Source organism: Deltaproteobacteria bacterium (genome assembly GCA_035063765.1).
GTDB lineage: Bacteria > Myxococcota_A > UBA9160 > UBA9160 > PR03 > CAADGG01.
Genome location: JAPSFT010000009.1, coordinates 124,833 through 150,557, shown reverse-complemented (window position 1 = coordinate 150,557; position 25,725 = coordinate 124,833). Strand labels below are relative to the sequence as shown.

At 73.9% G+C, this 25,725-nt stretch carries 24 protein-coding genes; 7 read left to right on the top strand and 17 right to left on the bottom strand.

Annotated elements, in window-relative coordinates:
* Positions 1 to 18 precede the first annotated feature (18 nt).
* From OZ948_09340 to OZ948_09330, 3 genes are all read right to left on the bottom strand, one after another.
* On the bottom strand, positions 19 to 1,968 hold the full coding sequence (locus OZ948_09340) for a right-handed parallel beta-helix repeat-containing protein (GenBank protein ID MEB2344933.1): 1,950 nt from the start codon (positions 1,966 to 1,968) through the stop codon (positions 19 to 21).
* Between the two features lie 87 nt (positions 1,969 to 2,055).
* Positions 2,056 to 2,691 carry a hypothetical protein gene (locus OZ948_09335; GenBank protein ID MEB2344932.1) on the bottom strand — a complete coding sequence of 212 codons (636 nt, stop codon included), beginning with the start codon at positions 2,689 to 2,691 and terminating at the stop codon, positions 2,056 to 2,058.
* Positions 2,692 to 3,095: 404 nt separating this feature from the next.
* A complete protein-coding gene (locus OZ948_09330) occupies positions 3,096 to 3,674 on the bottom strand; it encodes a TetR/AcrR family transcriptional regulator (GenBank protein MEB2344931.1) in 579 nt (192 codons plus the stop codon).
* A gap of 140 nt (positions 3,675 to 3,814) precedes the next feature.
* On the opposite strand from OZ948_09330, the gene OZ948_09325 reads away from it, so the two are divergent.
* Complete coding sequence (locus tag OZ948_09325) at positions 3,815 to 4,741, top strand: oxygenase MpaB family protein (protein ID MEB2344930.1); 927 nt, start codon at positions 3,815 to 3,817, stop codon at positions 4,739 to 4,741.
* A 55-nt stretch (positions 4,742 to 4,796) separates the two neighbouring features.
* On the opposite strand, the gene OZ948_09320 is transcribed toward OZ948_09325, so the two are convergent.
* Positions 4,797 to 5,528, bottom strand: coding sequence for a hypothetical protein (locus tag OZ948_09320; protein ID MEB2344929.1), 732 nt, complete (start codon positions 5,526 to 5,528; stop codon positions 4,797 to 4,799).
* A gap of 369 nt (positions 5,529 to 5,897) precedes the next feature.
* Here OZ948_09320 and OZ948_09315 point away from each other — a divergent pair, with 369 nt between their 5' ends.
* Complete coding sequence (locus OZ948_09315) at positions 5,898 to 7,787, top strand: hypothetical protein (GenBank protein MEB2344928.1); 1,890 nt, start codon at positions 5,898 to 5,900, stop codon at positions 7,785 to 7,787.
* Positions 7,784 to 8,683, top strand: coding sequence for a hypothetical protein (locus OZ948_09310; protein ID MEB2344927.1), 900 nt, complete (start codon positions 7,784 to 7,786; stop codon positions 8,681 to 8,683). Before OZ948_09315 ends, OZ948_09310 begins: the two co-directional genes overlap by 4 nt.
* A 54-nt stretch (positions 8,684 to 8,737) precedes the next feature.
* On the opposite strand, the gene OZ948_09305 is transcribed toward OZ948_09310, so the two are convergent.
* The 5 genes from OZ948_09305 to OZ948_09285 form a co-directional block, all read right to left on the bottom strand.
* Complete coding sequence (locus OZ948_09305) at positions 8,738 to 9,844, bottom strand: hypothetical protein (GenBank protein ID MEB2344926.1); 1,107 nt, start codon at positions 9,842 to 9,844, stop codon at positions 8,738 to 8,740.
* 19 nt (positions 9,845 to 9,863) lie between these two features.
* Positions 9,864 to 10,997 (bottom strand): ferritin-like domain-containing protein, encoded by a 1,134-nt coding sequence (locus OZ948_09300; protein MEB2344925.1) that lies wholly within the window; start codon positions 10,995 to 10,997, stop codon positions 9,864 to 9,866.
* Positions 10,998 to 11,021: 24 nt separating this feature from the next.
* Entirely contained in the window at positions 11,022 to 11,459 is a 438-nt protein-coding gene (locus OZ948_09295; GenBank protein MEB2344924.1) for a hypothetical protein, read from the bottom strand.
* A gap of 30 nt (positions 11,460 to 11,489) precedes the next feature.
* Entirely contained in the window at positions 11,490 to 12,143 is a 654-nt protein-coding gene (locus tag OZ948_09290; protein ID MEB2344923.1) for a TetR/AcrR family transcriptional regulator, read from the bottom strand.
* A gap of 237 nt (positions 12,144 to 12,380) precedes the next feature.
* Positions 12,381 to 12,827 carry an Hsp20/alpha crystallin family protein gene (locus OZ948_09285; GenBank protein ID MEB2344922.1) on the bottom strand — a complete coding sequence of 149 codons (447 nt, stop codon included), beginning with the start codon at positions 12,825 to 12,827 and terminating at the stop codon, positions 12,381 to 12,383.
* Positions 12,828 to 12,994: 167 nt separating this feature from the next.
* Here OZ948_09285 and OZ948_09280 point away from each other — a divergent pair, with 167 nt between their 5' ends.
* Both OZ948_09280 and OZ948_09275 read left to right on the top strand, forming a co-directional pair.
* A complete protein-coding gene (locus OZ948_09280; GenBank protein MEB2344921.1) occupies positions 12,995 to 13,678 on the top strand; it encodes a DUF4336 domain-containing protein in 684 nt (227 codons plus the stop codon).
* 87 nt (positions 13,679 to 13,765) lie between these two features.
* The gene (locus OZ948_09275) at positions 13,766 to 14,953 is read left to right on the top strand and encodes a serine hydrolase (GenBank protein ID MEB2344920.1); all 1,188 of its coding nucleotides are present in this window, start codon (positions 13,766 to 13,768) and stop codon (positions 14,951 to 14,953) included.
* On the opposite strand, the gene OZ948_09270 is transcribed toward OZ948_09275, so the two are convergent.
* The 7 genes from OZ948_09270 to OZ948_09240 form a co-directional block, all read right to left on the bottom strand.
* Positions 14,940 to 15,197: a DUF2249 domain-containing protein gene (locus tag OZ948_09270; GenBank protein MEB2344919.1), complete on the bottom strand. Its 258-nt coding sequence runs from the start codon at positions 15,195 to 15,197 to the stop codon at positions 14,940 to 14,942. The genes OZ948_09275 and OZ948_09270 overlap by 14 nt on opposite strands.
* A gap of 244 nt (positions 15,198 to 15,441) precedes the next feature.
* A complete protein-coding gene (locus OZ948_09265) occupies positions 15,442 to 18,294 on the bottom strand; it encodes a YncE family protein (GenBank protein MEB2344918.1) in 2,853 nt (950 codons plus the stop codon).
* Positions 18,295 to 18,519: 225 nt separating this feature from the next.
* Positions 18,520 to 19,902, bottom strand: a complete 1,383-nt coding sequence (locus OZ948_09260) for an ATP-binding protein (GenBank protein ID MEB2344917.1) — start codon at positions 19,900 to 19,902, stop codon at positions 18,520 to 18,522.
* Positions 19,899 to 20,564 (bottom strand): response regulator transcription factor, encoded by a 666-nt coding sequence (locus tag OZ948_09255; GenBank protein ID MEB2344916.1) that lies wholly within the window; start codon positions 20,562 to 20,564, stop codon positions 19,899 to 19,901. The genes OZ948_09260 and OZ948_09255 overlap by 4 nt, the downstream gene beginning before the upstream one ends.
* A gap of 18 nt (positions 20,565 to 20,582) precedes the next feature.
* Positions 20,583 to 21,266 (bottom strand): cytochrome b/b6 domain-containing protein, encoded by a 684-nt coding sequence (locus tag OZ948_09250; GenBank protein MEB2344915.1) that lies wholly within the window; start codon positions 21,264 to 21,266, stop codon positions 20,583 to 20,585.
* Complete coding sequence (locus tag OZ948_09245; protein ID MEB2344914.1) at positions 21,263 to 21,742, bottom strand: cytochrome C; 480 nt, start codon at positions 21,740 to 21,742, stop codon at positions 21,263 to 21,265. Before OZ948_09245 ends, OZ948_09250 begins: the two co-directional genes overlap by 4 nt.
* Positions 21,739 to 22,158 (bottom strand): DUF1924 domain-containing protein, encoded by a 420-nt coding sequence (locus OZ948_09240; protein ID MEB2344913.1) that lies wholly within the window; start codon positions 22,156 to 22,158, stop codon positions 21,739 to 21,741. The genes OZ948_09245 and OZ948_09240 overlap by 4 nt, the downstream gene beginning before the upstream one ends.
* A 263-nt stretch (positions 22,159 to 22,421) precedes the next feature.
* Between OZ948_09240 and OZ948_09235 the strand changes: the two genes are divergently transcribed.
* Positions 22,422 to 23,771, top strand: coding sequence for a hypothetical protein (locus OZ948_09235; protein MEB2344912.1), 1,350 nt, complete (start codon positions 22,422 to 22,424; stop codon positions 23,769 to 23,771).
* Between the two features lie 23 nt (positions 23,772 to 23,794).
* Positions 23,795 to 24,538 carry a hypothetical protein gene (locus OZ948_09230; GenBank protein MEB2344911.1) on the top strand — a complete coding sequence of 248 codons (744 nt, stop codon included), beginning with the start codon at positions 23,795 to 23,797 and terminating at the stop codon, positions 24,536 to 24,538.
* Positions 24,539 to 24,596: 58 nt separating this feature from the next.
* On the opposite strand, the gene OZ948_09225 is transcribed toward OZ948_09230, so the two are convergent.
* Positions 24,597 to 25,721, bottom strand: coding sequence for a HEAT repeat domain-containing protein (locus tag OZ948_09225; protein MEB2344910.1), 1,125 nt, complete (start codon positions 25,719 to 25,721; stop codon positions 24,597 to 24,599).
* Positions 25,722 to 25,725 lie beyond the last annotated feature (4 nt).

The following is a 25,725-nucleotide window of genomic DNA, read 5'->3' as shown; positions in this document are numbered from 1 at the left end:
CGCCGCACCCGCGATCTCCTACGGGCACGGGGGCAGGGGATCCCCCGTGACCGAGGTGAAGGTGCTGAAGACGTTGCGCAGATAGCAGTTCCCCGCCCCGAAGCTGAACAGGGAGAGATCGGCGGCCAGCGGGGCGAAGGCATGCGCGGGATCCGGATCCAGGCCGTTGTCGCGCAGGACGTTGTCCGTCACGCGGATGTTGGTCGCCGCCTCGTCGAGTTCGAACTCGTCGGTCGCCGTGGGATCCTCGAAGCAGTTGAAGGGCGTCAACGCCACCGCGAGGCAGTAGTCCACGACCGCGATGCCGACGGAGTTGTTGCGCTCGATCCGGTTGCGCCGGATCGACGAGTCGTCGACGCCGAGATACAGGATCCCGAGGCCCGAGGGCACCTCGGCCAGGATCGAGCCGGGCGACGCGGTGTTCGGCCGGTTGTTGTCGTGGATCCAGTTGTTGCGGACGTCGATGCGCTTGGCGCCGGGCCGGTCGTCGAAGATGTCGGGGAGCAGGAGGATCGCCGCCCCGACCGTGTTGTTCCGCATCTCGTTGCGGGCGATCACGACGTCGTCGCTGTTCGAGACCTCGAAGCCGTTCACGTTGTCCTCGACGAGGTTGTGCGTGACCTGGACGTTCGTCGAGGTCTCGACCCAGATGCCGCTGTCGTCGGCGCCGCTCGCGTAGCTGCGGGTGATCACGCCGTTCTTCGAGAGCGTCGGGAAGATGCCGTAGTTGCGGTTGCCGACCGAGCGCACGTCCTGGATCCGGAAGCCGTCCACGCGCTCCGTGAACAGGCCGTTGTTCCGGAAGTCCTCGATCGTGATGCCGCGGACCTCGATGTCGTAGAGCAGCGGCTCCGGATCGGGCAGGCCCGGCGGGACCCCCTCCAGGAGGTCGAAGGGCGGCCCCATGCTCGCGTGGCAGCTCATGCAGTCGGTCACCGCCGGAGGCACGACGACGATGCCGTTGCGCTGGTCCTGGGCCTTGCGCAGGACCACGCGGTCCTCGCCGGAGGACTCCCCGATCAGCCGGATCCCGCTCTTCGTGATGCTGAGCCCGTTGGTCTCGGTCGCCCCTTCCAGGTAGGTGCCCGGCCGGACGTGGATCGCGGCGTACTCGGGCGCGCGGTCGATCGCCGCCTGGATCGACTGCCCCGGCCACACCCAGAGCGCGGTCCCCTTCTTCGCGCCCGTGGGGCCGGGCGGGGCGTTGAAGCCATGGAGGAAGAAGAGGAAGTCCTCGAAGCCCGTGCTCCCGCTCCCGTCCATGTCCGTCGCGCTGCAGGTGGGATCCTGCGCGGGGCCTCCCTCCACGCCGGCCGCCCTGCCCCAGCAGCCCACGAGCACGAAGAAGTCCGGGATGCCGACGCGCTCGCTCTGGTCGAAGTCGCCGTCGCAGGCGTTGCCGATCCCGTCCCCGTCGGCGTCGAGCTGGTCGTTGGGGCCGTCGGCGGGCCCGTTCGGGACCGCCAGGCAGTTGTCGAGCGGGTCGAGCACGCCGTCCCCGTCCTGGTCCGGGTCGAGGGGCCCGAGGTCCGCGGGCGGGAGCTGGTTCGGCGTCGCGCCGATCACGTAGTCGTGGATCGTGTTGTTCGGGCCCTCGGTCCAGCCGGGCTGGGTCCCGAGGCCGATCTCGCTGCCGTTGTCCACACCGGCGGGGTCGCCGTCGGACTCGAGCAGCTCGACGCAGGCGAAGGCCTCCGCATAGGAGACGTCCTCGTTCGCATCGGCGTCGCAGGCCAGGTCATCGAGCGCGAGGTTCACCGCCCAGCCATAGCCGTTCCACGAGGGCCCGCCGGTCTCGCTCGTGTGGCAGAGCTGGCACGCGGCGGCTCCGGAGGTCGAGGCCGCGCCGTAGCGCGCGTTCCATTCGGCGAGGATTCCCGGGAAGGCGTACGCGGGCGGCGCGCCGACGGCCGTCCCGAGCGAGGCCGCGAGGATCGAGAGGGCCGCTGCGAGGGTCTCACGCTTCATCTGCCACGCCTCCAGGTCTGCAAGGTGGGAGCGCCACGCGAGGGCGCCTGCGCGGGGCGGTTGGAACCAGCGCGGCCGGACACGCGCCTAGCGGCGCGCCCGGCCGAGAGCGACGAGGGCCAGCGCCGCCGCCGCGAGCCCCGACGCCGCCCCGGGCTCGGGAACGATCTCGAACGCGAGCGTCGTCGTGGCCGGGTCGAGGAGCACGAGGGTGTCGATCCCGGCGACGCCCTCGTCGAGCGGGTCGAACGCTCCGCTCGTCACCTCGCTCGGCCCCTCCTCGAGGGCCTCGAAGGTGAGCGCGAAGAGGCCTCGCCGGGGATCCGGGATCGGGTCGGTGGTGCTCCCGTCGAGGGCCAGCACGAGCGGCGGCGCCACGAGCACGGCAGCCTGCGTCGTGCCGTCCTCGGTGACCTCCGTGAGCGGATCGACGGTGAACGGCTCCTGCTCGCAGACGCTCGGGCCGATCCGCCGGCAGGCGATCGCCTCCGCATCGACGAGCGCGAGTCGATCCCCCCACGCGATGCCGAGCAGGTAGCCCCGGATCTCGTCGACGTCGTCGAGGCCGACCACGACCGTGAACACGGTTCCCGTCACGATCGCAGCCGGATCCACGTCGGCCTCGAGGGTGACGGCGGTCGCCGCGGCGGGCTGCGCCGGCGCGACCGCCAGGAGTCCCGCCACGGCGAGCGGGAACGAGGCTCCGAGCGAGCGGCGACGCATGGCAAACCTCCGCGAGAGAAGCGGCGCATCCTATCACGCCGCGGCTCCCACCGCGCCAGGGAAGCGCGCGCAGGTTCCGGATTCTGCTGCGCCCACGCCCGGGCGCCCACGGGGAGTCGATCCCGGACCGCCCGGCCGCGGCGGCCGCACCCGATCCCGCCAGCACCGACGCCCGCCGCGCGCGGGCCGCGGCCGGACCGGGCGAGCCGGTGGACCCGGACGATCCCGATCCGACCACGGCCGCCTCGTGATCCGCAGCCGGCAGCCGGGCTCCGCACCCGCTTCGGGGTCCGGGAGCTCCGGCTCCGGGCACCGTGTCGGCCCGGAAGGACGCCCACCTCCCTGCACGCGACGACGAGGGCGTCGAGCGGGTCCCACGAGCGGCGCGAGGGAGCGCAGCCGCTTCAGCCCCGGATCCACTCCTCCGCACGCACGACGAGCTGGTCGAGCAGTGCGCGACGGCTCACGTCCTCGGGTGGGTCGAAGACGAGCTGCAGGATCGTCGAGGTCACCAGGTTGACCAGAAGGTGGAGCTGCGCGTCGTCGAAGTCCTCGCGCACGAAGCCGCCCGCGTGGCGCCGGATCGCCTGCGAGAGCTCGAGCACGCGCTGGCCGATGGTGCGGATCGGATCGAGCTGGTTCGTGTAGGGAACCTGGTAGAGGAAGACCGCGACGAGCTGCTTCTCGCGTGCGACGGTGTCGTGGATCCGTTCGATCCACGCGCGCACCGCACGGTCCTCGCCGCCCTCCATCACGCGCGCGGCACCGCGCGCAAGGCGCCCCAGCACGCGGTCCACGAGGCGCTCCGCGACCTGCGCCACGATCGCGTCCTTGCCCGGGAAGTACTCGTAGAGCGACGCGATGTCGACGCCCGCCCGTTCGGCGATGTGGTTGGTGGTCGTACGCGCGTAGCCGCGCTCGGCCAGAAGCCCAGTACACGCCTCGACGAGCGCCGCGAAGGTCGCGCGTGAGCGCGCCTGCACGGGGCGCTTTCTCGGCGCGAAGTCGAGGGCTTGGGTGGCTCGTTGCATCGGCGGCTCCGGCCCGGGTCCGAGCCCGCTCGAACCCGAGCAATCCCAGTCCAGACTTGGATTATGCTGACGCACCCGACCGGAGGCACGCCATGTCCGCGATGCTCGAACGCTGGCAGCGCTCGATCGCCGCCCAGATCGAGGCTGCCGGGGGGCGCCACGACGAGCGGGAGATCTACGCGGGCGACGCGGGCGATCCGGGCCTGGCCGGCGGCCCGGACTCGGTGTCGTGGCAGCTCCACGGCGACCTCGGGAGCCTCGTCGTCGCGGGGACGGCGGCGATCCTGATGGAGGTGCTGCACCCGTCGGTGATGGCGGGGGTGTCCGCCTGGTCGTCGTACCGGAGCGATCCGCTGCGCCGCGCACGCAACACGCTCGGCTACGTGCTGCGCACGACCTTCGGCAGCACCCCCGCCGCGACGCGCGTGATCGAGAGCGTGAAGCGGATCCACGCGGGCGTCGAGGGCGCGCGACCCGACGGTGTCGCGTACCGCGCCCTCGATCCCGAGCTGGTCGCGTGGGTGCATACCTGCATCCCGTGGGCGGTGATGACGGCCTTCGACCGCTACCACCGCCCGCTCGGCGACGACGAGAAGAACCGCTACCTGCGCGAGCAGGCCACGATCGGCCGCCTGGGCGGTGCCGAGTGGGTCCCCGAGACCGTGTCGGAGCTCGAGGGCTACCTGGAGCGGATGCGACCCCTCCTGGAGCCGAACGAGCAGTTCCGCGGCTTCCTCGACTTCCTCGCCGGCACGAGCGGCGACGTCCCGGTCGGGCGCCGCGAGCGCTTCGATCGCTGGGTCGGCATCCGCGCTTCGATGACGCTGATGCCCGAGTGGGCGCAGCGGCTCACCGGCACCCACCTGCCCGAGGCGCTCCAGCGTGCGTGGCTGATCCCGACGGACCGCCTGAAGGCACGCCTCGTGCGCTGGGCCTACCCCGAGCTGCCGTGCAAGGCGATGGCGCTCGAGCGCGCGCTCGGCGTCGCGGGCGGGCGCCGCGTCGCCGGCGCCGCCTGAGGCTCCTCGCGCGCCGGGGTCGGCTCGCCCCCGCGTGCCCCCCCCGGTAGGCCGCTCAGGCGCGCCTTCGCGCGCGCGCCGCGACGAACAGGCCCACGCCGAAGACCAGGGCGGCGGTCGGCTCGGGCACCGGCGCCGAGATCTCCTCGCGCAGGACGTCGTTCGCGCAGTTCGGCGCGAAGGCGATCGTGACGCGCGGGCCGACGTCGAGCCCCGCGCCGAGCGAGAAGAACAGGCTGCCGCCCGGCGCCGACGGGTCGAAGGGAGCGAGGCTGGCCGTCCCGATCGCGCTCCCGCCGCCGTCCCACGCGTAGGGGTGGCGGTCACGGATGCCCCAGCCTCGCCAGTAGCCGGTGTTGTCGCTGCCGCTCATCAGGTACGCAGCCGACTCGCCGGAGACGTCGAGGACCGAGAGCGAGGCGTAGCTCGCGACCGGCGTGTGCGCGCCCGCGACGAGCTTCACGACGTAGTCCCAGTCGCCGTCGCTGCCGGCGTCGAGGAAGAGGTCGCCCGGGATCACGCGCCCGTTGCCCGAGGCGGTGAGCGTGAAGCGGCCCGCGTAGTCGAAGCGGATGCTCGTGAGCAGGCCCGAGGCGCCGAGCTCGGCGACGCCACCCTGGAGATCGGGGGTCCCGATCGTGTCGCGCGTGTCGTCCCCGGTTCCGTTCTGGTAGCCGGCCCAGTAGCGATGGGTGTCGCCGAAGGCAACCGGCGACGCGCCGGCGTCGAGCGCGGAGACCAGCGAGAGAGCAGCCAGGGCCGCGGTCCACGTGTACAGCTTCCGCATCCGATCGACTCCTTGCGCAGCGCGCAGGTAGGGTCCTCGGACGGTTGGTGTCTCCCGGCGCCGTGCAGGTGACGGGCCGCCCGTGCCGGGGTGGGGCCCCGCACGGGCAGGGAACGTGCAGCGAAGCGGGCCAGGCCCGGGTGGCGGAGGCAAGAGCCGGCGGGCGCCTCCTCCGGCTCTCGCCCGGACAGGAGCGTCCCCAACCGGTACCGACCGATCCCCCCATGGACACGCCGACCGCTCCCGCCGTGACCCGCCGCCGCAGGCGGCGACGGGCGGCCCGCGGCTCCTTTCGTCCCCCCTGCCGGGGACCTGCGCGTATACTGCCGGCGTTTCCGGAATCGCCCTGGCTCGCCCGAGGAGGACCTCATGCGCTCTCGCCGCCGGCTCGCCGCCCCGCTCGCCGTGCTCGCGCTCGCCCTGGCCGCGGGCTGCGGCGTTCCTCCCACCTTCGTCGCGCCGCTCGCCGACGCCGAGCTGCCGCTCGACGGCACGCTCGCCGTGGAGCTGGCGCTGGCGGAGCCCCTGCCCGAGGGTGGCGCGCTGGTCGTGACGCTGCTCCGTGGCATCGACGGCGACCACGTGTCGTCGCTCGACGTGAGCGAGCGCTTCACGGTGGTCGGCACCGAGGCCACCGCGTCGCTCGGCGCCGCCGACCTCGCGCCGGGCCGCAACGTGCTCTACGCCGGCACCGACGCCGAAGGCGACGGCCAGCCCGACGACCTCGCCTCGGTGACCTTCCGCTGGGATCCCCTGCGCGCGGCCGCCTGCGCGAAGGCGATCACCCCGGTCGCCGGCGTGAACCACAGCGATCCGATCTACATGGCGGGCTTCGGCAACGACCGCCAGGCCACCGGCGTGCACGACGACCTGTGGGCCCGGGGCTTCGTCCTCCAGAACGCCTCGCGCAAGATCGCGGTCGTGACGCTCGACCTGATCGGCTACTTCAACAACGAGATCCAGACCATCCGCGCCGACCCCGCCCTCGCCGGGCACGGCTTCGACGCGATCCTGGTGAGCAGCACGCACCAGCACGAGGGGCCGGACACGATGGGCCTGTGGGGCCCGGACCAGCTCACCAGCGGCGCAGACCTCGGCTACCTCGACTTCGTGAACGCGCAGGTGGTCCAGTGCGTGCTCGAGGCCGAGGCGGCGCTGGTGCCGGCCGAGGCCCGCTTCGCGACCGGCAGCACGGTCGGCGCCTCGCTCCCGCCCCACCCGGACCTCGTGGCCGACGGCCACGTCCTCCAGGCCTACGTGCTCCCGGGCGAGCTCCTGGTGCCGCCGGTGGCCGGCGACTACGTCGTCGAGGGCGATTCCGGTGAGATCATCAACCCCTCCGTGCCGGCGCTCCAGCTGCGCGACGTGGCGAGCGGCGACGTGCTGGCCACCGTCGTCAACTACGCGAGCCATCCCGAGTCGCTGGGCTCCAGCAACACGCTGCTCACCTCGGACTTCCCGGGCTACATGCGCGCGGCCCTCGAGGAGCGCTTCGGCGGCGTCGCGGTCTACGTCGCCGGCGACCTCGGCGTCCTCCAGGGACCCCTCGACGTGGACGTGACCGACCCCGACACGGGGCTGCCGGCGACGCGCCGCACCTTCCGCTTCGCCGAGGTGATGGGCGACCTGCTCGCCGAGCGCGCCGCCTCGGCGCTCGACGCGGCGCGCTGGGAGGCGGACCCGGCGCTCGAGGTGGCCTCGAGCGGCCCCCTGCTCCTGGAGGTGGAGAACCCCTTCTTCGGTGCGCTGGCGTCGCTCGGGATCTTCGGGCGCCGCGTGCCCGAGCTGGTCGGCAGCGTCCTCTACGTGGAGACCGAGGTGAACGCGCTCCGCATCGGCCCGGCGCAGCTCGCCTTCACGCCGAACGAGCTCGATCCCCAGATCGGCGACCTCTACCGCGAGCAGATGACCCACGCGCAGCACCGCTGGCTCGTCGGCCTCGGCAACGACGAGGTCGGCTACCAGATGCCGGCCGCGAAGTTCAACCCCTCGTGCTTCGCCTGCGCGCTCGACATCCTGTTCGGCGACGTGAGCGACTGCCCGCTCTACGCCGCGGTCGGGGACGAGGTGGTGGACTGCAGCACCGTGTTCGAGAACAACCTGGGCCCGAGCGCGGACCCGCTCCTGCAGGCCGAGATGGCCGCGGTGCTGGAGGTCGTGAACGCGCCCGAGCCGGCGGCGGCGGGCAGCGGCGCGCTCGCCGCCGCGGCGCTCGGCGCCCTCGCTCGCCGGCGGCGGCGGAGCGCGCCGCCGGCATGAGCCGGCGCGCGTGGCTCGGCCTCGCGCTCGCGCTGCTGGCGCTCCCGGTCCGGGCCCACGTCGTCTTCGAGCGCACCTCGCTGCGCGAGTGGATCACGCGCTCGGACCTCGTGCTGGTGGCGGCGTTCGAGAGCGACGCCCGGATCTGGACCGCCCCCGACGGCAGCGACCGCCAGGAGTACTTCCGCGTGCGCGCGCTCGAGACGCTCCACGGCGCCGCGCCGGACGGCGCCTTCGACTTCTTCCCCCACGCCGAGGGCTTTCCCGCCTTCCACGCCGGGGATCGGGCGCTCCTCTTCCTCGAGCGCACGGCCACGCGGCCCGAGTTCGCATCCCTCGCGGCGCGCTTCCCGTGGTTCTCCGTGCAGGGCGCCGGGCACGAGTGGCGCCTCGCCGGCACGGACGGCGAGCGCACGCTGGCCGTCGCGCGGCGCTGGCTCGGGCTGCGCGCGCAGCGCGCGGCGGACCCGCCGGCCGCCGTGCGCGCGATCGTGGTCGAGGAGCTCGGCTCGGGCGTCGCGCGCCTGCAAACCGACGCCATCGGCGAGCTCGTGCGCATGCACACCCTGCCGGGCTTCCTCGATGCCGAGGGCCTCGCCGCGCTGCGCCCGTTCGTCGATTCGCCCGCTCTCTCCCTCACCCAGCGCCTCGCGCTCGTGCGCCTTCTCGAAGCGGCGCCGGGCTTCGACCCGCGCCCCGCCCTGCGCAGCCTCGCCGGGGAGGCGCGGGCGGGCAGCGGCGCGGAGCTGGCGCAGATGATCCAGGTGGCGGGAGCCAGCGACGACCCGGCGCTCCAGACCTGGCTCGCGAGCCTGGCCGGCGACGAACGCCCGTGGGTCCAGCGCGCCGTGCGCGAGGCCCAGGAATCGGCGGCCCTGCGCTCTCGGATCCCCTGAGCGGACTCGCGGAGCGCGAGGCGTACCTGCCTCGCGCTCCGTTCCCCCTCGCGGCTAGCCCTCGATCTCGCGCACGAACACCGCGAGCGGCGTCTGCCCGGGCGCGCGCTCGAGGCCAGCGGCCTTGCAGCGCGCGAGGTGCTCGTCGGCCAGGACGCGGTACAGGCGCACGATCTCCGGACCGGCGGCGCCGGCCTTCTCGCGGGAGCCGCCGGTGGCGACGGCCAGGCTCGAGAAGAAGAGCGGCGAGCCGAGCAGGCCGATCAGGAGGTTCTCGAGCTCGTCGAGGTGGTCGCTCAGGGCCTTGCGCTCGTGCGGCCGTGCCGCGAGCAGGGAGCGCAGGTGGCTCGTGCCGTAGCTCAGCATGCGCGAGACGTCCTGCACCCCGAAGCGCGCGAGCGTCTGGTCGGCGTCGTTGGTCGAGACGCTGCCGATCTGGCGCAGCAGCACCTGCACGAGCCCTGCGAGCACCAGGTTCCCCCCGATCGAGGTGCAGGGGAAGGTCCCGGCGTCGAGCACGCCCTTCAGGAGCTCGCCGAGCGGGGCCTGGTCGTGGCCGAGCCCCGTACCGCCCGCGATCGCGCGCTTGCGGAAGGCGTCGGCGAGCTGGGCCGCGTCCATCATCTGGGCGCACAGCCAGCTCTTGAGCTCGACCATCTCGTGGTTGATGTGCCAGACCCACTTCGAGGGAATGTCCTCGAGGGCGATCGCCATCGACGTGAGTGCGGTGTAGATCTGCGCGAGGCCCCGCTCCCGGTCCTCGGAGTGACCGAGCGCCGCGAGCGCCTCCCAGGGAACCTCCCGGGTGGGCACCCAGTGCCGCGCCTTCGCCTCCTCGTAGAGCCCCGGCGCCGCGTCGCTCCACACCTCGCTCTTGCGGTTGATGTCGTAGCCGAGGTGCGGGAGCCCGGGCGGCTGGAAGGCGCCGCGCGGCGCCATCGAGAAGTTGTGCCGGATCTTCTCGGGGATCGCGTCCCACCCGTAGCTGCCGTGGTTGGTGTCGTCGTAGACGAGGCCGCGGTCGGGATGCGAGGGCCGGAACCGCACCCGCTCGGTGGCGGCGTGCATCCACTGCAGGTCCATCCGGCCCCGGAAGATCTCGACGACCGACTCGAGCAGCTCGGGGTTGCGCACGAAGTCCTTGGGAGCGTAGTAGGCCATGGGAGGTTCCTCCGTCGGGTCAGATGGCGGCGGCCTGGAGTGCGGCGAGCATCTGGTGCTGGAGCGCGAGCAGCGGGCTGCGCTCCTTGCGCTCGGGAAGGCCCGCGCGCTCGCAGCGCTGGAAGTACTCGAGGATCTGCTTGCCCTGGAAGGCGCCCACGACCTCGATCCCGCGCCGGATGCACTCCGGACTCGTCCCCTTGCCGCCGAGCACGATCATCGCCTCGAGCTGCTCCGAGTTGAACAGGCCCGTGAGGAGCTGCTCGGCCTCGTCGAGGAACATGTTGATCTGGGCCCGGTGCTCGGGAGCCTTGTCCATCAGGTACTTGAGGTGCTGCAGGCCGTAGGAGACGTGCCGCGCCTCGTCCTGCATCACGAGCTGGAACATCCGCTGCTCGACGGGCGTGGGCGAGATGAACTCGCTCGAGCGGAACAGCGTGAGCACGAAGCCCTCGCCGAGCACGTGCATGAAGACGCTGCCCTCGCTGTAGCTGTCGGCCTCGAGGATGCCCTTCAGCGCGTGCTCGCTGCGCGCGCTCGCCCGCAGCAGGCCGACGCCGCCGGCCAGGGCGCGCTTGCGGAACACCTCGGTGTGGCGGGCCTCGTCCATGCACTGCGTCGCGATGAAGCCCTTCACCTCCTGGAAGTAGGAGTTCATGTGGTGGCTCCACTTCGCCGGCAGGTCGGTCGCGATCATCTCGACCTCGGCGAGGAGCGTGCAGAGCTGGCAGAAGGCGATCTCGATGTCGAGCGGGATCTCGTACTTGTCCATGTCCCGCCAGGGAACGTCGGTCGAGACGTTCCACTGCCGGCTCACGGCCTCTTCCCAGTAGCGCTGGACGCGGTAGGCCCAGACGTCGGTCCGCTTGTTCAGGTCGGGTCCGAGGTCGGGCTGGTAGCCGGCCGGGAGGATCGCGCCCCGCGGCGCCAGGCCGCGGTTGTCGCGCACGACGTCCTCGAGCGCGTCGATCGCGTAGGGGCCCACCTCGCAGTCGGAGACCTCGAGGCCGCGCCGGCGATCGCGCGGACGCACCTCGACCCGCTCGCGCGCCTGCTCGAGCCAGCCGAGGTCGAGGTTGCCCTTCTTCATGTCACGGACGCGGAGCGAGAAGTCGGAGTTGTAGGAGTAGTCGTTGGTGCCGTAGTAGCTCATCTCGTCGTCACCTCCGAAGGGGGCTCAGGCCCACTCGATCTCGAGATCGCGGGCGTTGTCGAAGTAGGCCTGCAGGGTCGCCATGAAGCGATAGAGCTTGTCGTGGCCCTCGGGGTCGTCGTAGACCACGCGCATGCGGTTGCCGAGGTGCGAGAGGCTGTTGAGCGTGTACTCGGGCGCGGGGCGGCCGTGCTCGCAGATCGACTCGAGCATCGCGCGCCACAGCTCGAGGGGAGCCTCGAGGGTGAAGTCGAGCTCGGCTTCGCGCGCGTCGCCGATCTCACGGACGTCGCTGCAGTCGAACACCTCGAAGGTCAGCGCGTAGAGGTGCGGCGTCGGGCCCTGCACCCGCACCCCCATCACGGTGTCGCAGAAGCCGAGCTTCTCGAAGGTGGCCCGGTCCGCGTTCATGCGGCGGGCCAGCTCGCGGAAGAAGTCGAGAGACGGGAACTTGAACGCCATGGCTCGTGTGCTCCGTTTCGCTGGGGTCGATCACCGGACCGCGGGCTCCCTCACACCGAGGTAGCCCAGGAAGGCGCGCGTCAGCTCGCGGGCCAGCTTCGCGTCGGATCGCGGCACGCCGGAGGCACCGGGCCCGGAGAACAGGACCGCCTCGTTCAGCGCGCCGAGCACCAGGTGGCCGGCGAAGCGCGCGGCCAGCGCCGGCTCGGGATGATGGATCTCCTCCGGGCGCTCGAGCAGGAGCGCGTGCAGGCGCTCGCAGATGTAGGCGATCGTCTGCTCGATCTGCACTCCCGCCTCCGGCTCGGCGTGCGCCCGCCCCAGGAGCTCGCGCAGGATGCCGAGCCGTTCCCGGTGGATCTGCACCAGGAAGGCGATCAGCTCCTCGGCGATCTCGGCGATCGAGGCGCCCTTCCAGCGCGCCGGATCGAGGGCGGCATCGGCGGTGGCGCGGGTCTCCTGGATCAGCCGGTCCTCGAGGCAGCGGAGGAGCGCGTCCTTGTCCCGGAAGCGGGCGTAGACCGCGCCGACCGAGAAGCCCGCCCGCCGCGCGATCTCCGCCACCGGCACGTCCGCGAAGCCCTTCTCGCTGATCAGCTCCTCGGCGCTGTCGAGCATGCGCTGGAGCGTGGCGGCGCTCCGCGCCTGGTGGACGCGGCGGACCCAGTGAATCCGCTCCCTCATCGCATGAAGCTCATATCTATCTGTTTATCAATATGAATTTTGATAACTACGAATCAGGTTCTGATTCTCGCACGCGCCGCAGGCGACTGTCAAGACATTCCTGGGCTGCGATCGCGACCCCGGAGGGGAAGCGGCGCCGGCGCGGCAGCAGCCGCTGGCGCAGGGGACGGACGGGGCCCCGGGCCGCAGGCCGGAAGCGCGCTGCCCGAACGGGCAGCGCGCCCGGCCGCGCCGGGTTCAGGCGGACTTGATGTCGATCAGCTTCGGCTTCTGCGCCTCGGTCTTGGGGACCTCGATCGTGAGCACGCCGTCCTTGAAGCCGGCCTTGATCCGCTCGGCGTCCACCTGGGCGGGGAGCCGGAGCGAGCGGCTGAAGCTCCCGTAGCTCCGCTCCACGTAGTGGCGCTTCTCGTCCTTCTCCTCGCGCTCGCTCTTCTTCTCGCCGCGGATCGTGAGCAGGTCTTCGTGCACCTCGATGCTCACGTCCTCGCGCTTGGCGCCGGGCAGCTCCATCGTGAGCACCCAGGTGCCGTCGCTCTCGGTGACGTCGAGCGCCGGCGCCCAGCGCCCGGCCGGCGACCGCTCGGCCAGCAGGTCGTCGAAGACGCGGCCGAGGCCGCCGAAGCCGAACTCCCGGAACGGGCTCCAGGTCTCGAGCGCGCGCTCGCGCTTTCGCTCTGCCATTCTCGATCCTCCTCGCCCGGCGGGTTGGGGGCTTGCCGGGCCACGGTCACTCTGGTTCCGGAGCCGGCCGAGGCAAGCCCTCGAGCGGGGATCCTCGGGATCGCACCCCGCGGGTCGTTCGCGGTAGCGGGCGTCGCGGCGCGCCAGGCGCCGCTAGCGTGTACGCCATGACCGCTCTCGCTGCGTTCGCCCCCGCCCTCTACCTCGCCGAAGGGCCCACGGTCTCCTTCTACGGCTTCCCGTATCCCACGCGGATGGCGGTGGCGCGCCTGGCGAGCGGGGACCTGTGGGTCTGGTCGCCGGTGGCGCTGACGCCGGCTCTCGCCGCCGCCGTGGACGCCCTGGGACCGGTCCGGGAGATCGTGTCGCCGAACAGGATCCACCATCTCTTCCTCTCCGACTGGGCCGCGCGCTGGCCGCAGGCGCGGCTGCACGCGCCGCCCGAGCTGGCCGCGCGCCGCCCCGACCTCCTCTTCGCCGCCGAGCTCGGCGACGCGCCCGACCCGGGCTGGGCCGGCGAGATCGACCAGGCGGTCTTCCGCGGCTCGCGCGCGTTGACGGAGGTCGTCTTCCTGCACCGGCCTTCACGTACGGCGATCGTCGGCGACCTGGTGCAGCGGCACGCGCCGATCGGGGGCTGGCGCGGGCTCGCGATGCGCCTCGACGGCCTGGTCGGCGAGCGCGGGAGCACGCCGCGGGAGTGGCGGGTCACCTTCCGGCGCCGCGGGCCGGCGCGCGCGGCGCGCGCACGGCTGCTCGACTGGCAGCCGGAGCGGCTGATCGTGGCCCACGGAGCGTGCGCGCAGCGCGACGCCACCGCGATCCTGCGCCGGGCGCTCGCCTGGATCTAGCCGGCTGGCACCGCCCGCGGCAATGCCCGCCCGCCCGCTCCGTCTCGCCGCGCGGGGAGCGCGGTCCTATCCTGCCAGCCCCTCCTGGTGGGTGACGTGGAGCCCGAGATCCGTGGGGCGTGCGACCCCGCCTTCGAGCCGGTCCGGAGCGCCTTCCGGGCCAACTTCACGGATCGCGGCGAGGTCGGCGCCGCGGTCTGCGTGATCCACGCCGGCGAGGTCGTCGTCGATCTCGTCGGCGGCTGGGCCGACGAGGCCCGGACCCGCGCGTGGACCCACGACACGCTCTGCGACTTCTACTCGGTGGGCAAGTCCTTCCTCGCCCTGCTCCTGCTGCGCAGCATCGACGCCGGGCTCGTCGGGCTCGACGACCCGGTCGGCTCGCTGTGGCCCGAGTTCGCGACCCGCGGCAAGGCGGGCGCGACCCTGCGCCACGTCCTGTGCCACCAGGCCGGGGTGCCCGCCATCCGCGAGCGCCTTCACGACGACGAGCTCTTCGACTGGGGCCGGATGACCGGAGCGATCGCCGCCACCGAGGCGTGGTTCCCGCCCGGGAGCCGCCACGCCTACCACACGAACACCTTCGGGCACATCGCGGGCGAGCTGGTCCACCGCGTCACCGCGACCCGTCCCGGCGACGCGCTGCGCGCGCTCGCGGAGCCGCTCGGCGCCGAGGTCCATTTCGGGGTGCCTGCCTCGCAGCAGCATCGCTGCGCGGACGTGATCTGGTCCCCGGCGGCGCCCATCCCCTCCCTCGACGCCGATCGGATGGCCACGCTCGGCGGTGACGCGGCCATGAGCGCGCTCGCCCACCTGAACCCGCCGGGCTACTCCTCCATCGGGCTGGTCAACACACCGCGATGGCGGGCCCTCCCGCTCGGCTCGACGAGCGGACACGGCAGCGCGCGGGGCATCGCCACGATCTACGCCGCCCTCGCCGAGCGCGACCGCCTCGTGTCGCACGACCTCCTCCGCGAGGCCACCCGCCCGCAGTCGACCGGCCCGTGTCCGATCCTGCGCGACGAGGCCACCTTCGGGCTCGGCTTCACCCCGACCACCCCGCGCCGGCCCTTCGGCCCGAACCCGCGCAGCTTCGGGCACTTCGGCACCGGCGGCGCGCTCGGCTTCGCCGACCCCGCGGCCCGGATCGGCTTCGGCTACGTGATGAACCACGTGATCCCGCGCTGGCAGAGCTCCCGCAACCGGGCGCTCGTCGACGCCGTCTACGCGGAGCGGCGCGGCGGATCGGCTCCCGCTCGCCTCAGCGGATCGTGAAGTCGATGACGATCGCGCCGGGATCGCGGCGCACGTAGCGGATGTCCACCTGCTCGCCGAAGCGGCCGCGGATCTGGTCGAGCAGCGGCAGCGGATCGTGGTCGTTCAGGAAGCGCATCGTCTCGCCGGGCTGCAGGGCGCCGAGCGCACCGAAGATCGCCGAATGGCGGAAGCGCCGCGCGACGCCGCGGGCGTCGAAGGGATGGGTGTTCTCGTCGAGGATCTGCAGGTCGTCTCGAGACATTCTCGCTGCTCCCGTCTGCTGATGGCCGCTGATGGCCGCTGATGGCCGGTGAATCCGGTGAAGGCACGGGGCGCATCGTGGCCATTCCCGAAAAGAGGAGCCTAGAATACAGCTTTTCGAGGGTCAAGGCGGACACGCGACGTCCGTCCCGTGTCGGAGCGCGTCCCGGATCGGCTCCATCCGGGACGCGCGCCGGCGAGAGCCCCCGCCAGGCGGTGGAGCTCCACCGGACTCGTCGCGGCGCCTACTGGCTGATGATCGGCATCTCGTTGCTCGCGAGGCCGTTCGGGTTCAGCACCTGGACCACGTGGGGCCCGGCGGCGGGCACCGGGGCGATCGTGAGCTCGATCTCGCCCGGTGCCGGCAGCGTGAAGGAGCAGCCCGCGCAGGCCGCGCCGTCCACCAGCACCCGGCCGGCGGGGTCCACGTAGGACTGGGCGAGGGTCACGACCGCCGTCGTGCCCGCGGCAGGCCGCGGCACGTCGGGCGGCCCCGGATCGGGCAGGAGCGGCGAGAGCAGCGGCTGGCGCGCTCCTCCCGCCTGGACGCCCGCCGGCAGGTCGGCCGTCAGCGTGACCACGTCGGCCGAGGCGCCGACGGTGCTGCGGAGCTCGGCTCCGGTCAGGGCGACGCTCCCCATCGGGTTCGTCCACTTCCCCGTCGCGGGCACGTAGCGGAGCTGGCCGGCGCTGCCGACGCTCGCCACGGCGGTGACCTTGCCGAGCGCCGCCGCAGCCTCGAGCTGGTCCATGGCGGCCACGGTGGCGGGCAGCGCGGCGGTGGCAGCGGAGAGGGAGATCTGCCGGCCGGTGAGGCCGGGCAGGCCGACGCTCATCTGCGTGATGAACTCCCAGATCTCCGGCCCGGGCACGCCGTAGACGGGCTGGAAGCCGGCCGGGAAGGTGGCGAGGAAGGAGCCGCGCTCGGTCATTCCCACGGCGGGATTCCAGATCGTCTCGCCCGACAGGCCCTGCGTGTAGACGAGCGCCTCCTGGGACGAGAAGATGGCGTTCGAGAACACGAGGCTCCGGTCCCACATGCCACGCATGGTCGGCGCGTCGAAGCCGCCCACGGTCGACGAGTTGGTGACGACGCCGAGCGGCAGGGAGTGGCATCCGGCCGCGTTGTCGGCGCAGGTCAGGCCGACGAGGCCGCCGCCGTCGTCCGCAGTGAAGAAATCCCGGGCACCCTGGAGGGCCGCAGCGGTGAGCGCGTCGGTCGGCCGCCGCGCCGGTGAGGGCGGGTAGGAGACGGCGCCGAGGAAGGTCGCCATGTCGTCACGCTGTGCGCCGTCGAGGGCGCCGGGCAGGCCCGACGGGCCGACCGGGCAGCTCGTCGGGTCGCACATCACGCCCGCGAGGCTCGCGTCGACCAGATCGCGGAAGCAGGCGTGGTCGCCGCCCGCGAGGCTGCAGTCCGGCGCGCTGTCGCCGGGCACGAACACGCCGGGGAAGGGATCGCCGAGCGAGCCGTCCCAGTGGAGCGGGAGCGTGTCGCGGAGCCCTCGGATCGGCATCGTCGTGCGCGGCTCCGGCTCCGCCCCGTTCGGGTCCGTGCCGCCCGGCCCGGCGGCGGTGTTGATCGTCCAGAGGAGCTGGTCCTCGTTGCCGGCGGGGTGGCAGGACCCGCACGCGAAGGTCGCGCTGGTCGAGCCGCGTGCGGAGTGGAACGCGATGCGACCGCGCCTCACGGCGGCCGGCGTGGGGTCGGAGCCCACCGCCAACGCCGCGAGCGTGGCGGGCGCTCCGGGGTTCGAGACGTCGACCACCGTGACGCGGCTCTGGACCGTGTCGAGGACATAGGCCGTCCGGGCCGCGCCGGTGGCGGGGTCGGAGCGCAGGGCGACGCCCTGCGGAATGGCACCGGTCACCACCGCTCCGAGCACGGTTCCGGCGCCATCGAGCGTGAAGAGCCCCGGCAGCCCCGGCTGCCCGTCCGACCCGGCGGCGGTCACGACCAGCGTGTCGCCGTCGGCGCTCGCCGCGATTCCGTAGGGCGTCGGAACGGTCTGCGCGCCCGGCGCGGACGCGTCGAGGTCGACGTGGACCGGCGGCGAGAACGAGGCGCAGCCGCCCACGCAGTCCACGTAGCTGAGCCGGTTCTCGAAGGCGCGGTTGCCGAGGGCGAGCAGGCCGTTCTGGAGGTTTCGTGCGTTCGTGTTGGTCACGTAGATGCGGGAGCCGCTCGGGCTCGTTGCGACACCGTAGAGCAGGGTGCCGACGCCCTCGATCGTCGCGACCGGCGCCAGCGTGTCGGTGTCGAACACGAAGAGGTCGCGGTCCGGCACGTCGGTGTCGTGGATCACGCGCCCGCCCACGTTCGGACTCTGGGCGAACTGCAGGAAGAACTGCGGCGTGAGCTCGAACTCGCAGCCCTGGTCGGGGGCCGCCGGGTTCGGATCGAGGCCGCGCGGGTCGCCCGGCGCGCAGGTGCCGAGCTCGGTCTCGTTGCCCGACTCGAAGGCCGCGACGTAGAGCCGGTTGCCGGCCACGGCCAGCGCGCGCGGGGCCTGGCCACGGATCGCGAGCCGCGTCGGATGGATGGTGGCGGTGCCGGCGGCGTCGAGGTCGAGGCGCAGCACCTGGTTCGGCTGGTCGAGCGCGACGAAGGCCCGGTCCGGTCCGGCGAAGGCGATGCCCACCGGCTCGTCGGTGGTGGTGACCCCGTTCGCGTCGAGGGCCTGGATCGTCTGGACCACCTCGAGCTGGGCACGGCTCACGACGCTGATCGAGTCCGAGACGTGGTTCGTGACGAAGACGAGCTCGTCCTCCTCCGGACCCGCCTTCGGCCGGACCGCGACGCCCACCGGGTCGTGGCCGACCTTGATCTCGGCAAGGAAGCGCGGGCTCGCCGGGTTCGTGACGTCGAGCACCGACAGGGTCCCGCTCGTGGTGTTGGCCACGTAGAGACGGGTCCCGTCGGCGGAGAGGGCGAGCGGATCCACCTGCGGGCTCTCGTAGAGGACCGAGCCGGAGCCCGGAAGGGCCACGGTGCCACCCCCACAGTCGGCGCCGAGCGCGAACCCGGAGGCGGCGAGCAGGGCGAGGAGGCGAACGGCTTGCGACGGCGTCAGCACGCGGGGCCCAGGGACGGACACGGTCTGCCCTCCTCGTGACGGGGAGCCCAGTATACGCGGCGCGCGGAGCCGGCGGGAACCTGACGGCGGCCGGACGAGGGGGATGCCGGCCCCGGCTCCGCCGATCCGGAGGTGCGGCAGCCGATCGGCGCTCCCTTCCCGATGCCGGGTCCGTCGCGCCGGCCGGCGCGTACCCAGCACGCGCCTTGCCCGGCGACCTCGCCGACGACGCGACGCCCTCCGGCGTCATCCGCCGCTAAGGCGTGCGGCCTCGACGGGAAACGAGACGGACACGGTGAGGCCCCGCCCGCCGGGGCCGTCCGCGAGGCCGAGCCGCGCGCCGTGCAGCGCGGCGACGCGCGCCGCGATCGCGAGCCCGAGGCCCGCACCGCTCTCGCCCGTTCCGAGCTCGCGGTGGAAGCGATCGAGCACGCGCGCGCGTGCCTCGGGCGCAAGGCCCGGGCCCTGGTCCTCGACGCGCAGCACGGCCCCCGCCGCGCCCGCCTCGGCCACCACCCGCACGCGCCCGCCGGAAGCCCCGTAGCGCAGTGCGTTGTCCGCAAGGTTGCGCACCAGCACGTGCAGCAGCGCCGCGTCACCGCGCACGGGCACCGGCTCGGGCGCGTCGAGCGCGAGCGCCACCCCGCGCGAGTGCGCTGCCTGCCCGAGCTCGGCCAGCACGCCGCGCGCGACCGCGGCGAGGTCGCAGCCGGCGAGGCGCTCGGGCCACGCCTCCGCCTCGAGCCGCGCGAGCGTGAGAAGCTGCTCCGCCAGGTGGGCGGCGCGGTCACAGCCCGCGATCACCGCATCGAGCGCGTGCCGCCGCTCGGCGCCGGCCGCCGCCGCGCGGGCCACCTCGGCCTGCGCGCGGATCGCGGCGAGCGGCGTGCGGAGCTCGTGGGCCGCATCCGCCGTGAAGGCACGCTCGCGCTCGAGCGAGGCGTCGATGCGGGCGAACAGCTCGTTGAGGCGATCCACCAGCGCGCGCACCTCGCGCGGCACCCGCTCCGCAGCGATCGGCTCGAGCCGCTGGGGATCGCGCGTCGCGACCGCGTCGGCGAGCGCGCGCAGCGGCCCGAGCGCGCGCCCGATCGCGAGCGAGAGGGCGGCCGCGAGGAGCGGCAGCGCCACGGCGAGCGGCAGCAGGAGCTGCCAGGCCAGCCTGGCGGCGACGGCCTCCCGCGTATCGGCGCGCTCGCCCACCTGCACGAGCCCGCGCCCGCCGAAGGCCCTCGCGCTGAACACGCGCCAGCGCGCGCCTGCCACCGTGGCGTCCGAGAAGCCCTGCTCGACGCCGGAGAGCCGCTCGCGCGGCGCGTTGCGCGAGTGCACGCGCAGGGTCCGGCCCTCCCAGACCTGGAAGGCCACGTTGCGTGCATAGCGGTGCAGCTCGGGGGCGTGCTCGATCTCGAGCTCGAGCTCCTCGTGATCGTCGTCGTCATCGTCGTCGTCGTCCGCGAGCAGGGCCACCAGCACGGCCGCCGCCTGCGCGAGATGCGCGTCGAAGAGCGCCTCGGCCTCGCGCCGGGCGCGCAGCCAGCCGGCGGTCGCGACCGCGAGCCACACGAGCGCGACGGCCAGCAGCACCCCGCCGAGCAGCCGCGCGCGCAACGAAGGGGCGCGGCTCACGCGAGGTCCCGGGGTACCAGGTAGCCGACGCCGCGCACCGTGACGATCGCCTCGGGCGCGAGCTTGCGGCGCAGATGGTGTACGTGCACCTCGACGGCGTTCGACTCGACCTCCTCGCCCCACCCGTAGACCCGCTCGGCGATCTGCTCCTTCGAGAGCACGCGGCCCGCCGCGCGGGCGAGCTCGTGGAGGACCGCGAACTCGCGTGCCGACAGCTCGACCGCCTGACCGCGGAAGGCAACCCCGTGCGCGGCGGGGTCGATGCGCAGCGGCCCGACCTCGAGGGTCGGCGCGGCCTGCCCTGCCGCACGGCGCACCAGCGCGCGCAGCCGCGCGGCGAGCTCGCCGAGGTCGACGGGCTTCACGAGGTAGTCGTCGGCCCCCGCGTCGAGGCCGGCGATGCGGTCCGCGACCGCGTCGCGCGCGGTGAGGATCAGGACGGGAACCGCGTGGCGCTCGGCGCGCAGGCGCCGGAGCAGCTCGAGGCCCGAGAGCGCGGGGAGGCCCAGGTCGAGCACGATCGCGGCGAAGGGCTCGCTCACGGCGGCGACCAGCCCGGCGCGGCCGTCGCGCACCCAGTCCGCGGCGAAGCCCGCCTGCGCGAGCCCTGCCCGCAGCGCGTCGCCGAGCAGCGGATCATCCTCGACGACGAGCACGCGCATGAGCCGCGGCGCCTCCCTTCAGTCGGCGTGGTCCCTCGACTCCACTCCATGCGCGGCAACGTGTGCTCCGCGCGCCGCATGCCGGTGCTCACGTGCCGCAAGGCCGGGCAGCCACAGGCCTGCCAGCGCCGCAAGGAGTAGCAGCGCCACGAGCGGGCGCGAGCCGCGGATCGCGTCGCCCGCCGCACCGCGCTTGCGGCCCGTCACGAGCGCGAGCGCCAGGTTCTCGCGCTGGAGCACGCTCAGGACCACGACGCCCGCCACGTGCGCGATCACCACCGCGAGCATCGCGAAGGCGGCCGCCTCGTGCGCCTCCTCGAGCCACTCGCCGCCCCATTCCGCGTAGGTCGCGAGACCCGATGCCGCGACCGCCAGGCCGAGCCCGAGCAGGAGCGGGATCATCACGATCGCGACGGGACCGTGCCCGGCGTGCGGCTCGGGCCGGCCGGCGGCGAGCGAGCGCAGGTAGCGGGCGAGCGCGACCGGCCCGAAGCGCAGCGACGAGAAGCGCGCGTGGCGCGAGCCGACGAAGCCCCACGCCACGCGGAACGCGATCGCGCCGGCGAAGGTGTAGCCGCAGAGCAGATGCAGGTCCCGCAGGCGCTCGCTCTCGGCGGTGAGGAAGGCGCCGGCGAAGCTCGCGGCCAGCACCCAGTGGAAGACCCGCAGCGGGAGGTCCCAGACGAGGATCCGTTCGTTCATCGCGCACCTTCCTTCCCGGGGAGCCGGAGGCTCCGTTCGGAGTAGCTGCCAGACGCCGCCTGCCGGTGGCAGGCGCCGCAGTCGGCCGGCCTCGGCGCCGCGGGGCCCTTCACGAGACGCGACGGCAGCTCGTCGTGCTCGTGGCGGAACCAGCGGGTCTCGGTGATGCGCAGGAGCGGCTGGCCGCCGGCGCCGGCCGTGGGCTTGCTGCGCGCGCCGCGCAGCAGGTAGGCGCGGATCGGCTCGAGCGTGGCGGCGTCGGCGCTCGCGTCGACGCCGAAGTGGCGCTCGAGGCCTCCGATCACCGCGTTCCACGAGGCGGCGTCCAGCATGCGGGCGGGGTACGCCACGTGGCAGGCCCCGCACTCCTCCGCATAGGCAGGAGGCAGCGGCACACGCTTCGACCCGGCGGAGGCCGTGACGGCCGCCGCGAGCAGGACGCCGCCCGCCGAGAGCAACCGGATCGTACGCCTCATCGGGTCTCCTTCGCGGGCAGGCTCACCAGCCACGCCAGCAGGTCGCCCTTCTCCTGCGCGGTGCAGGGGCGGGCGAGCACGTCGTTGCAGTTGCGCTTGAACCACTTCTCGACCTTCGCGGCGTCGGTGAAGCGCCCCGGATTCGCCGCCGGCGCGAGCGCCTCGATGCGCTTGCCGGTGACGGTGTGCTCGCCGGGGCCGGTGGGTGTCGCGCCGTGGCACGTCGCGCAGCTCCAGTCGCCGCCCTGGGTCTCGCGGAAGAGGCGCTCGCCGCGCGCCGCCGCGAAGCCCGCGAAGGCGGGATCGGCGCGCCGCGCTTCGGCCGCGAAGGCGGCCTCGAAGTCGGCGGGGCGCTCGGCGCGCGCCGCGGCAGCGCCGAGCACCAGGGCCGTGAGGGCGAGGATCGGGAACCGCATGGCGACCTCCATCGGGGTTTCGATGGGGGCGAGCCTCGCGGACCCGGCTTAAGCGAAACTTATCGCCGCGGCTCGCCACACCGCGCTCGGGCCGTCCCGACGGGCAGGGCGCGGCCCTGCGCCGACCGGGGTGGCGGCCCGGGGGATGGCCGCGCGGGCGGAGGGCGTGCCGGAGGAGGCGCGATCGCGCTCGCGCTCGAAGGCGCGCTAGGCTCCGCCGCCCCCCCACGCACGTCCGTAGCGCCGTACCACGAGGAGCCCGCATGCCCTGGTGTCGATCCGCCTGCCTGTCGATCCCGATGCTCGCGTTCCTGGCCGGTCCGGCCGGGGCCGCGTCCTTCCTCGTCTCCACCACCGCCGACACCGGGGAGGGATCGCTGCGCCAGGCGGTCGCCGACGCCAACGCGAGCCCCGGCGTGGACGGGATCACCTTCGCGATCCCCGCTGGCTCGTGCTCGGCAGCCGGCGTGTGCTCGATCGCGCTCGCGAGCAGCCTGCCGGACGTCAGCGAGGGCGTGGAGATCGACGGCACCACGCAGCCGCGCTACGGGACGGCGCCGGACAACGTCTGCGCCGGTCGGGAGGCGCCTTCCTACATGCGGGTCGAGGTGACGGGGCCACTCGAGGGTCTGACGCCGGTCTTCAACGTCACGGCCGCGGAGCCCGTCTCGATCCGCGGGCTCGCCCTGGGCGGTGGCGCTCCGATCCGGCTGCGCAGCAGCGGGACCCATCGCGTGCAGTGCAACCACGTCGGCCTCGACGGACCGGGGACGGGCAACCTCGCGCTGGGCTTCGCGGGGGTCATCATCGAGACCAACGGCCGCTTCGCGATCATCGGCAGCGACGGGGACGGCGGGGACGACCTCGGCGAGCGCAACGCCTTCAGCCCCGCGTCCAGCTACGGCGTCTACGTCAACGGCAACCACGACAACCGCATCGCGGGCAACCTCTTCGGGCTGGCCGGCGACGGGATCACCCCGCGCCCCTGCGCGACCGCCGTCCTCGTCCGCCAGGGCTCGAGCACGAACCTGGTCGGCAGCGACGAGGACGGCCTCTCCGACGACCTCGAGGCCAACCGCTTCGAGGGCTGCACCACGGGCGTGTTGGTGCAGGATCCCAGCAACGGCACGGGCAACCAGGTGGTACGGAACCGCTTCGGCGCGGTGGCTGCCAACGGCGTCGCCATCGATCTCCGGGGCAGCACCGACACCGTCGTGCGCAACAACGTGATCGCGGGCGGGACGACCGGCCTGCGGGTCTACCTGGACGCCACCCTGTCACCCCTCTCCCAGGGCAACTGCCTGGCCGGCAACGCCACCGGCCTCCTCCACGAGGGCAGCGCGGCACTCGTCCTCGAGCGCAACTGGTGGGGAGCGGCCGACGGCCCCGGCGGCGACGGCCCGGGGACGGGCGACCCGATCGAGGTGACCGGCACCGGCTCGCTGGACGTCGAGCCCTTCGAGACCGCGGGCTGCGTCTTCGTGCCCGAGCCCGGGACGGCGCTCGCGGGCCTCGCGTGCGGCGGGACCCTGGCCGCGCTCGGGCTCCGGGCGCGGCGCCCCCCGCCGACAGCGAACGGTGGCGCCGGAGCCACGGGCGGCAGCTCGCGATGAGCTCGCCCCGGCGCGGGGGATCGGTGCGGGGTGCGCGGCCTCGTCGAGGGCCGGCCGGCGCGGGCGGCCGGGCGCCGCGCGCAGCGGCCCGGCTCGCCGCGCTCGCGCTCTTGCTGGCGTTCGCCGGCGCGGGCGGCGCCGCCCACGCCACCTGCACGAACACGCTCTCGAATCCGGGCTTCGACCTCGGTACGACGGGCTGGGAGTCGGAGCTGACGGGCGGCGGCGTGAGCGTCTACCTGCTCGCGGCCCCCGACGATCGGGGCGGCGACCCGGGCGGGTACGCCGGCCTCGTCACGAACGACAGCAGCGGCGCCGGCTCGGCCGTCGGCACCTTTCCGCTCGAGGCGAACCACTGCGCGGGCGTGACCGCCGGCGAGCAGGTCGCGGTCAGCGGCTGGATCTGGGTTCCTGCTTCGCAGCCGACCACCGGCTTCGCGTCGATCTCCCTGCGCTGGTCGCACCTCTCGCACTGCGACGGCACGATGGGCTGGGCCGACACGACGCAGGTGTCGGTGCCGGCCGGCTGGACCTTCGTGGAGGACGTCGTCACCGCACCGCCGGGCGTGGACAGCCTCGCGATCGGCCTCTCCGTCACGAAGGACCAGGCCGGCGGCAGCTTCGTCGCCTACTTCGACGACCTCTCGCTGTGCGTGCCCGAGCCGGCGTCGCTCGCCAGCAGCGGTGTCGCGATCGCGGCGCTCGCGGCCTGCCGCCAGCGCCGGCGCAGGGCGAGCGGAAGGGGCCTCTCGTCCGCGAGGCGATGAGCCCCGCCCCCGGATTCCGTCGAGGCGCGCGCGGGCGCCATCGCCCTGCGGAGTGGCCTCAGTGGTCTTCGGGGAGGCGGCCGAGCGCGAGCTCCGCGAGCCGGCGGACCTGAAGGCTCGGGTGCTCGTGAGCGATGCGCTCGAGCTCCGCGACGCCTTCCGGGCCGAGCAGGCCGAGGGTGAGGACCGCCGTGGCCGGCTTCGCGGACGGGTCCGCCGGCGCCGCCTCCCAGATCTCGCGCTGGAGGGCCGGGATCCCGCCCGGGCCGAGCATCGCGAGCGCCTGCATCGCAGCCTGACGGACCGGCGGCGCGTCGTCCCGGAGCGCCCGCACGAGGTCGTCGCTGGCGCCGGACGCCTCGCGCGCGGCCAGCGTCAAGGCGGCGGCGGCCCGCACCTCACCGGCCGGGTCGTTGCGCAAGAGCGAGCGCAGCCGGCCGCCGTCGATCGCCGGACCCGAGCGGCGCACGGCCGCCGCGCGCACCGAAGGATCCGCGGCGTGGAGGAGCTCCGCGACGTGGGTGGGCGCGAGCCCACCCCGCATCTGCCCGAGCGCGTCGAGGGCGTCACCCTGCAGCGGAGAGGGTGCTGTCGCGATCGCCTCGAGGGTCGGCACGAGCGCCTCGAGGCTCCGCCGGCCGGCGAGCGCGATCGCGGCGCGGCGCAGCTCGAGCGGCCGCCCGCCGTCCGTCACGAGCTGCGCGAGCGCCGCGTCGGCCGCGCCGCCCGTGGCCTCGGCGAGCCCCGGCGTCCCGTCGAGCCGCGCGAGGGCGGCGCTGGCGACCCGCGGCTCCCCGCCCGCTGCCAGGCGCGCGAGCGCCTCGACGCCCGGCGGCCCACCGCGCTCCTCGCCGGGTAGTCGCAGCCAGGCCTCGAGACCGTCGAGGGTCACCGGGTCGGGATCGCGCAGGAAGCCCTCGCCGCGCGCGGCGATCGCGAGGGCGTCGCGCAGCGGGAAGCGCTTCGTCCACAGCGAGCCTGGCGGCAGCGGCTCGAGCGCCACGAGGACCCGCGCGCCGTCCGCGAAGCGCGGCGGCCGCCGCGAGCCCAGCTCCTCCCACGCAATCACGAGGGGCTCGCCGGGCGCGTGCGGCCCGACGAGCGTGCGCTCCACCACCAGCGTCGCGCGCCAGCCGTTGCGGTCCAACGGCCCGGGCGCCCCGACGCGGCCCACGACGACCACGGAG

Bases quoted from the DNA above. Each gene is read 5' to 3' on its own strand.
- OZ948_09340 (MEB2344933.1), bottom strand. From the start codon at position 1,968: ATGAAGCGTGAGACCCTCGCAGCGGCCCTCTCGATCCTCGCGGCCTCG.
- OZ948_09335 (MEB2344932.1), bottom strand. From the start codon at position 2,691: ATGCGTCGCCGCTCGCTCGGAGCCTCGTTCCCGCTCGCCGTGGCGGGA.
- OZ948_09325 (MEB2344930.1), top strand. From the start codon at position 3,815: ATGTCCGCGATGCTCGAACGCTGGCAGCGCTCGATCGCCGCCCAGATC.
- OZ948_09320 (MEB2344929.1), bottom strand. From the start codon at position 5,528: ATGCGGAAGCTGTACACGTGGACCGCGGCCCTGGCTGCTCTCTCGCTG.
- OZ948_09315 (MEB2344928.1), top strand. From the start codon at position 5,898: ATGCGCTCTCGCCGCCGGCTCGCCGCCCCGCTCGCCGTGCTCGCGCTC.
- OZ948_09310 (MEB2344927.1), top strand. From the start codon at position 7,784: ATGAGCCGGCGCGCGTGGCTCGGCCTCGCGCTCGCGCTGCTGGCGCTC.
- OZ948_09305 (MEB2344926.1), bottom strand. From the start codon at position 9,844: ATGGCCTACTACGCTCCCAAGGACTTCGTGCGCAACCCCGAGCTGCTC.
- OZ948_09300 (MEB2344925.1), bottom strand. From the start codon at position 10,997: ATGAGCTACTACGGCACCAACGACTACTCCTACAACTCCGACTTCTCG.
- OZ948_09295 (MEB2344924.1), bottom strand. From the start codon at position 11,459: ATGGCGTTCAAGTTCCCGTCTCTCGACTTCTTCCGCGAGCTGGCCCGC.
- OZ948_09290 (MEB2344923.1), bottom strand. From the start codon at position 12,143: ATGAGGGAGCGGATTCACTGGGTCCGCCGCGTCCACCAGGCGCGGAGC.
- OZ948_09285 (MEB2344922.1), bottom strand. From the start codon at position 12,827: ATGGCAGAGCGAAAGCGCGAGCGCGCGCTCGAGACCTGGAGCCCGTTC.
- OZ948_09280 (MEB2344921.1), top strand. From the start codon at position 12,995: ATGACCGCTCTCGCTGCGTTCGCCCCCGCCCTCTACCTCGCCGAAGGG.
- OZ948_09270 (MEB2344919.1), bottom strand. From the start codon at position 15,197: ATGTCTCGAGACGACCTGCAGATCCTCGACGAGAACACCCATCCCTTC.
- OZ948_09255 (MEB2344916.1), bottom strand. From the start codon at position 20,564: ATGCGCGTGCTCGTCGTCGAGGATGATCCGCTGCTCGGCGACGCGCTG.
- OZ948_09250 (MEB2344915.1), bottom strand. From the start codon at position 21,266: ATGAACGAACGGATCCTCGTCTGGGACCTCCCGCTGCGGGTCTTCCAC.
- OZ948_09245 (MEB2344914.1), bottom strand. From the start codon at position 21,742: ATGAGGCGTACGATCCGGTTGCTCTCGGCGGGCGGCGTCCTGCTCGCG.
- OZ948_09240 (MEB2344913.1), bottom strand. From the start codon at position 22,158: ATGCGGTTCCCGATCCTCGCCCTCACGGCCCTGGTGCTCGGCGCTGCC.
- OZ948_09235 (MEB2344912.1), top strand. From the start codon at position 22,422: ATGCCCTGGTGTCGATCCGCCTGCCTGTCGATCCCGATGCTCGCGTTC.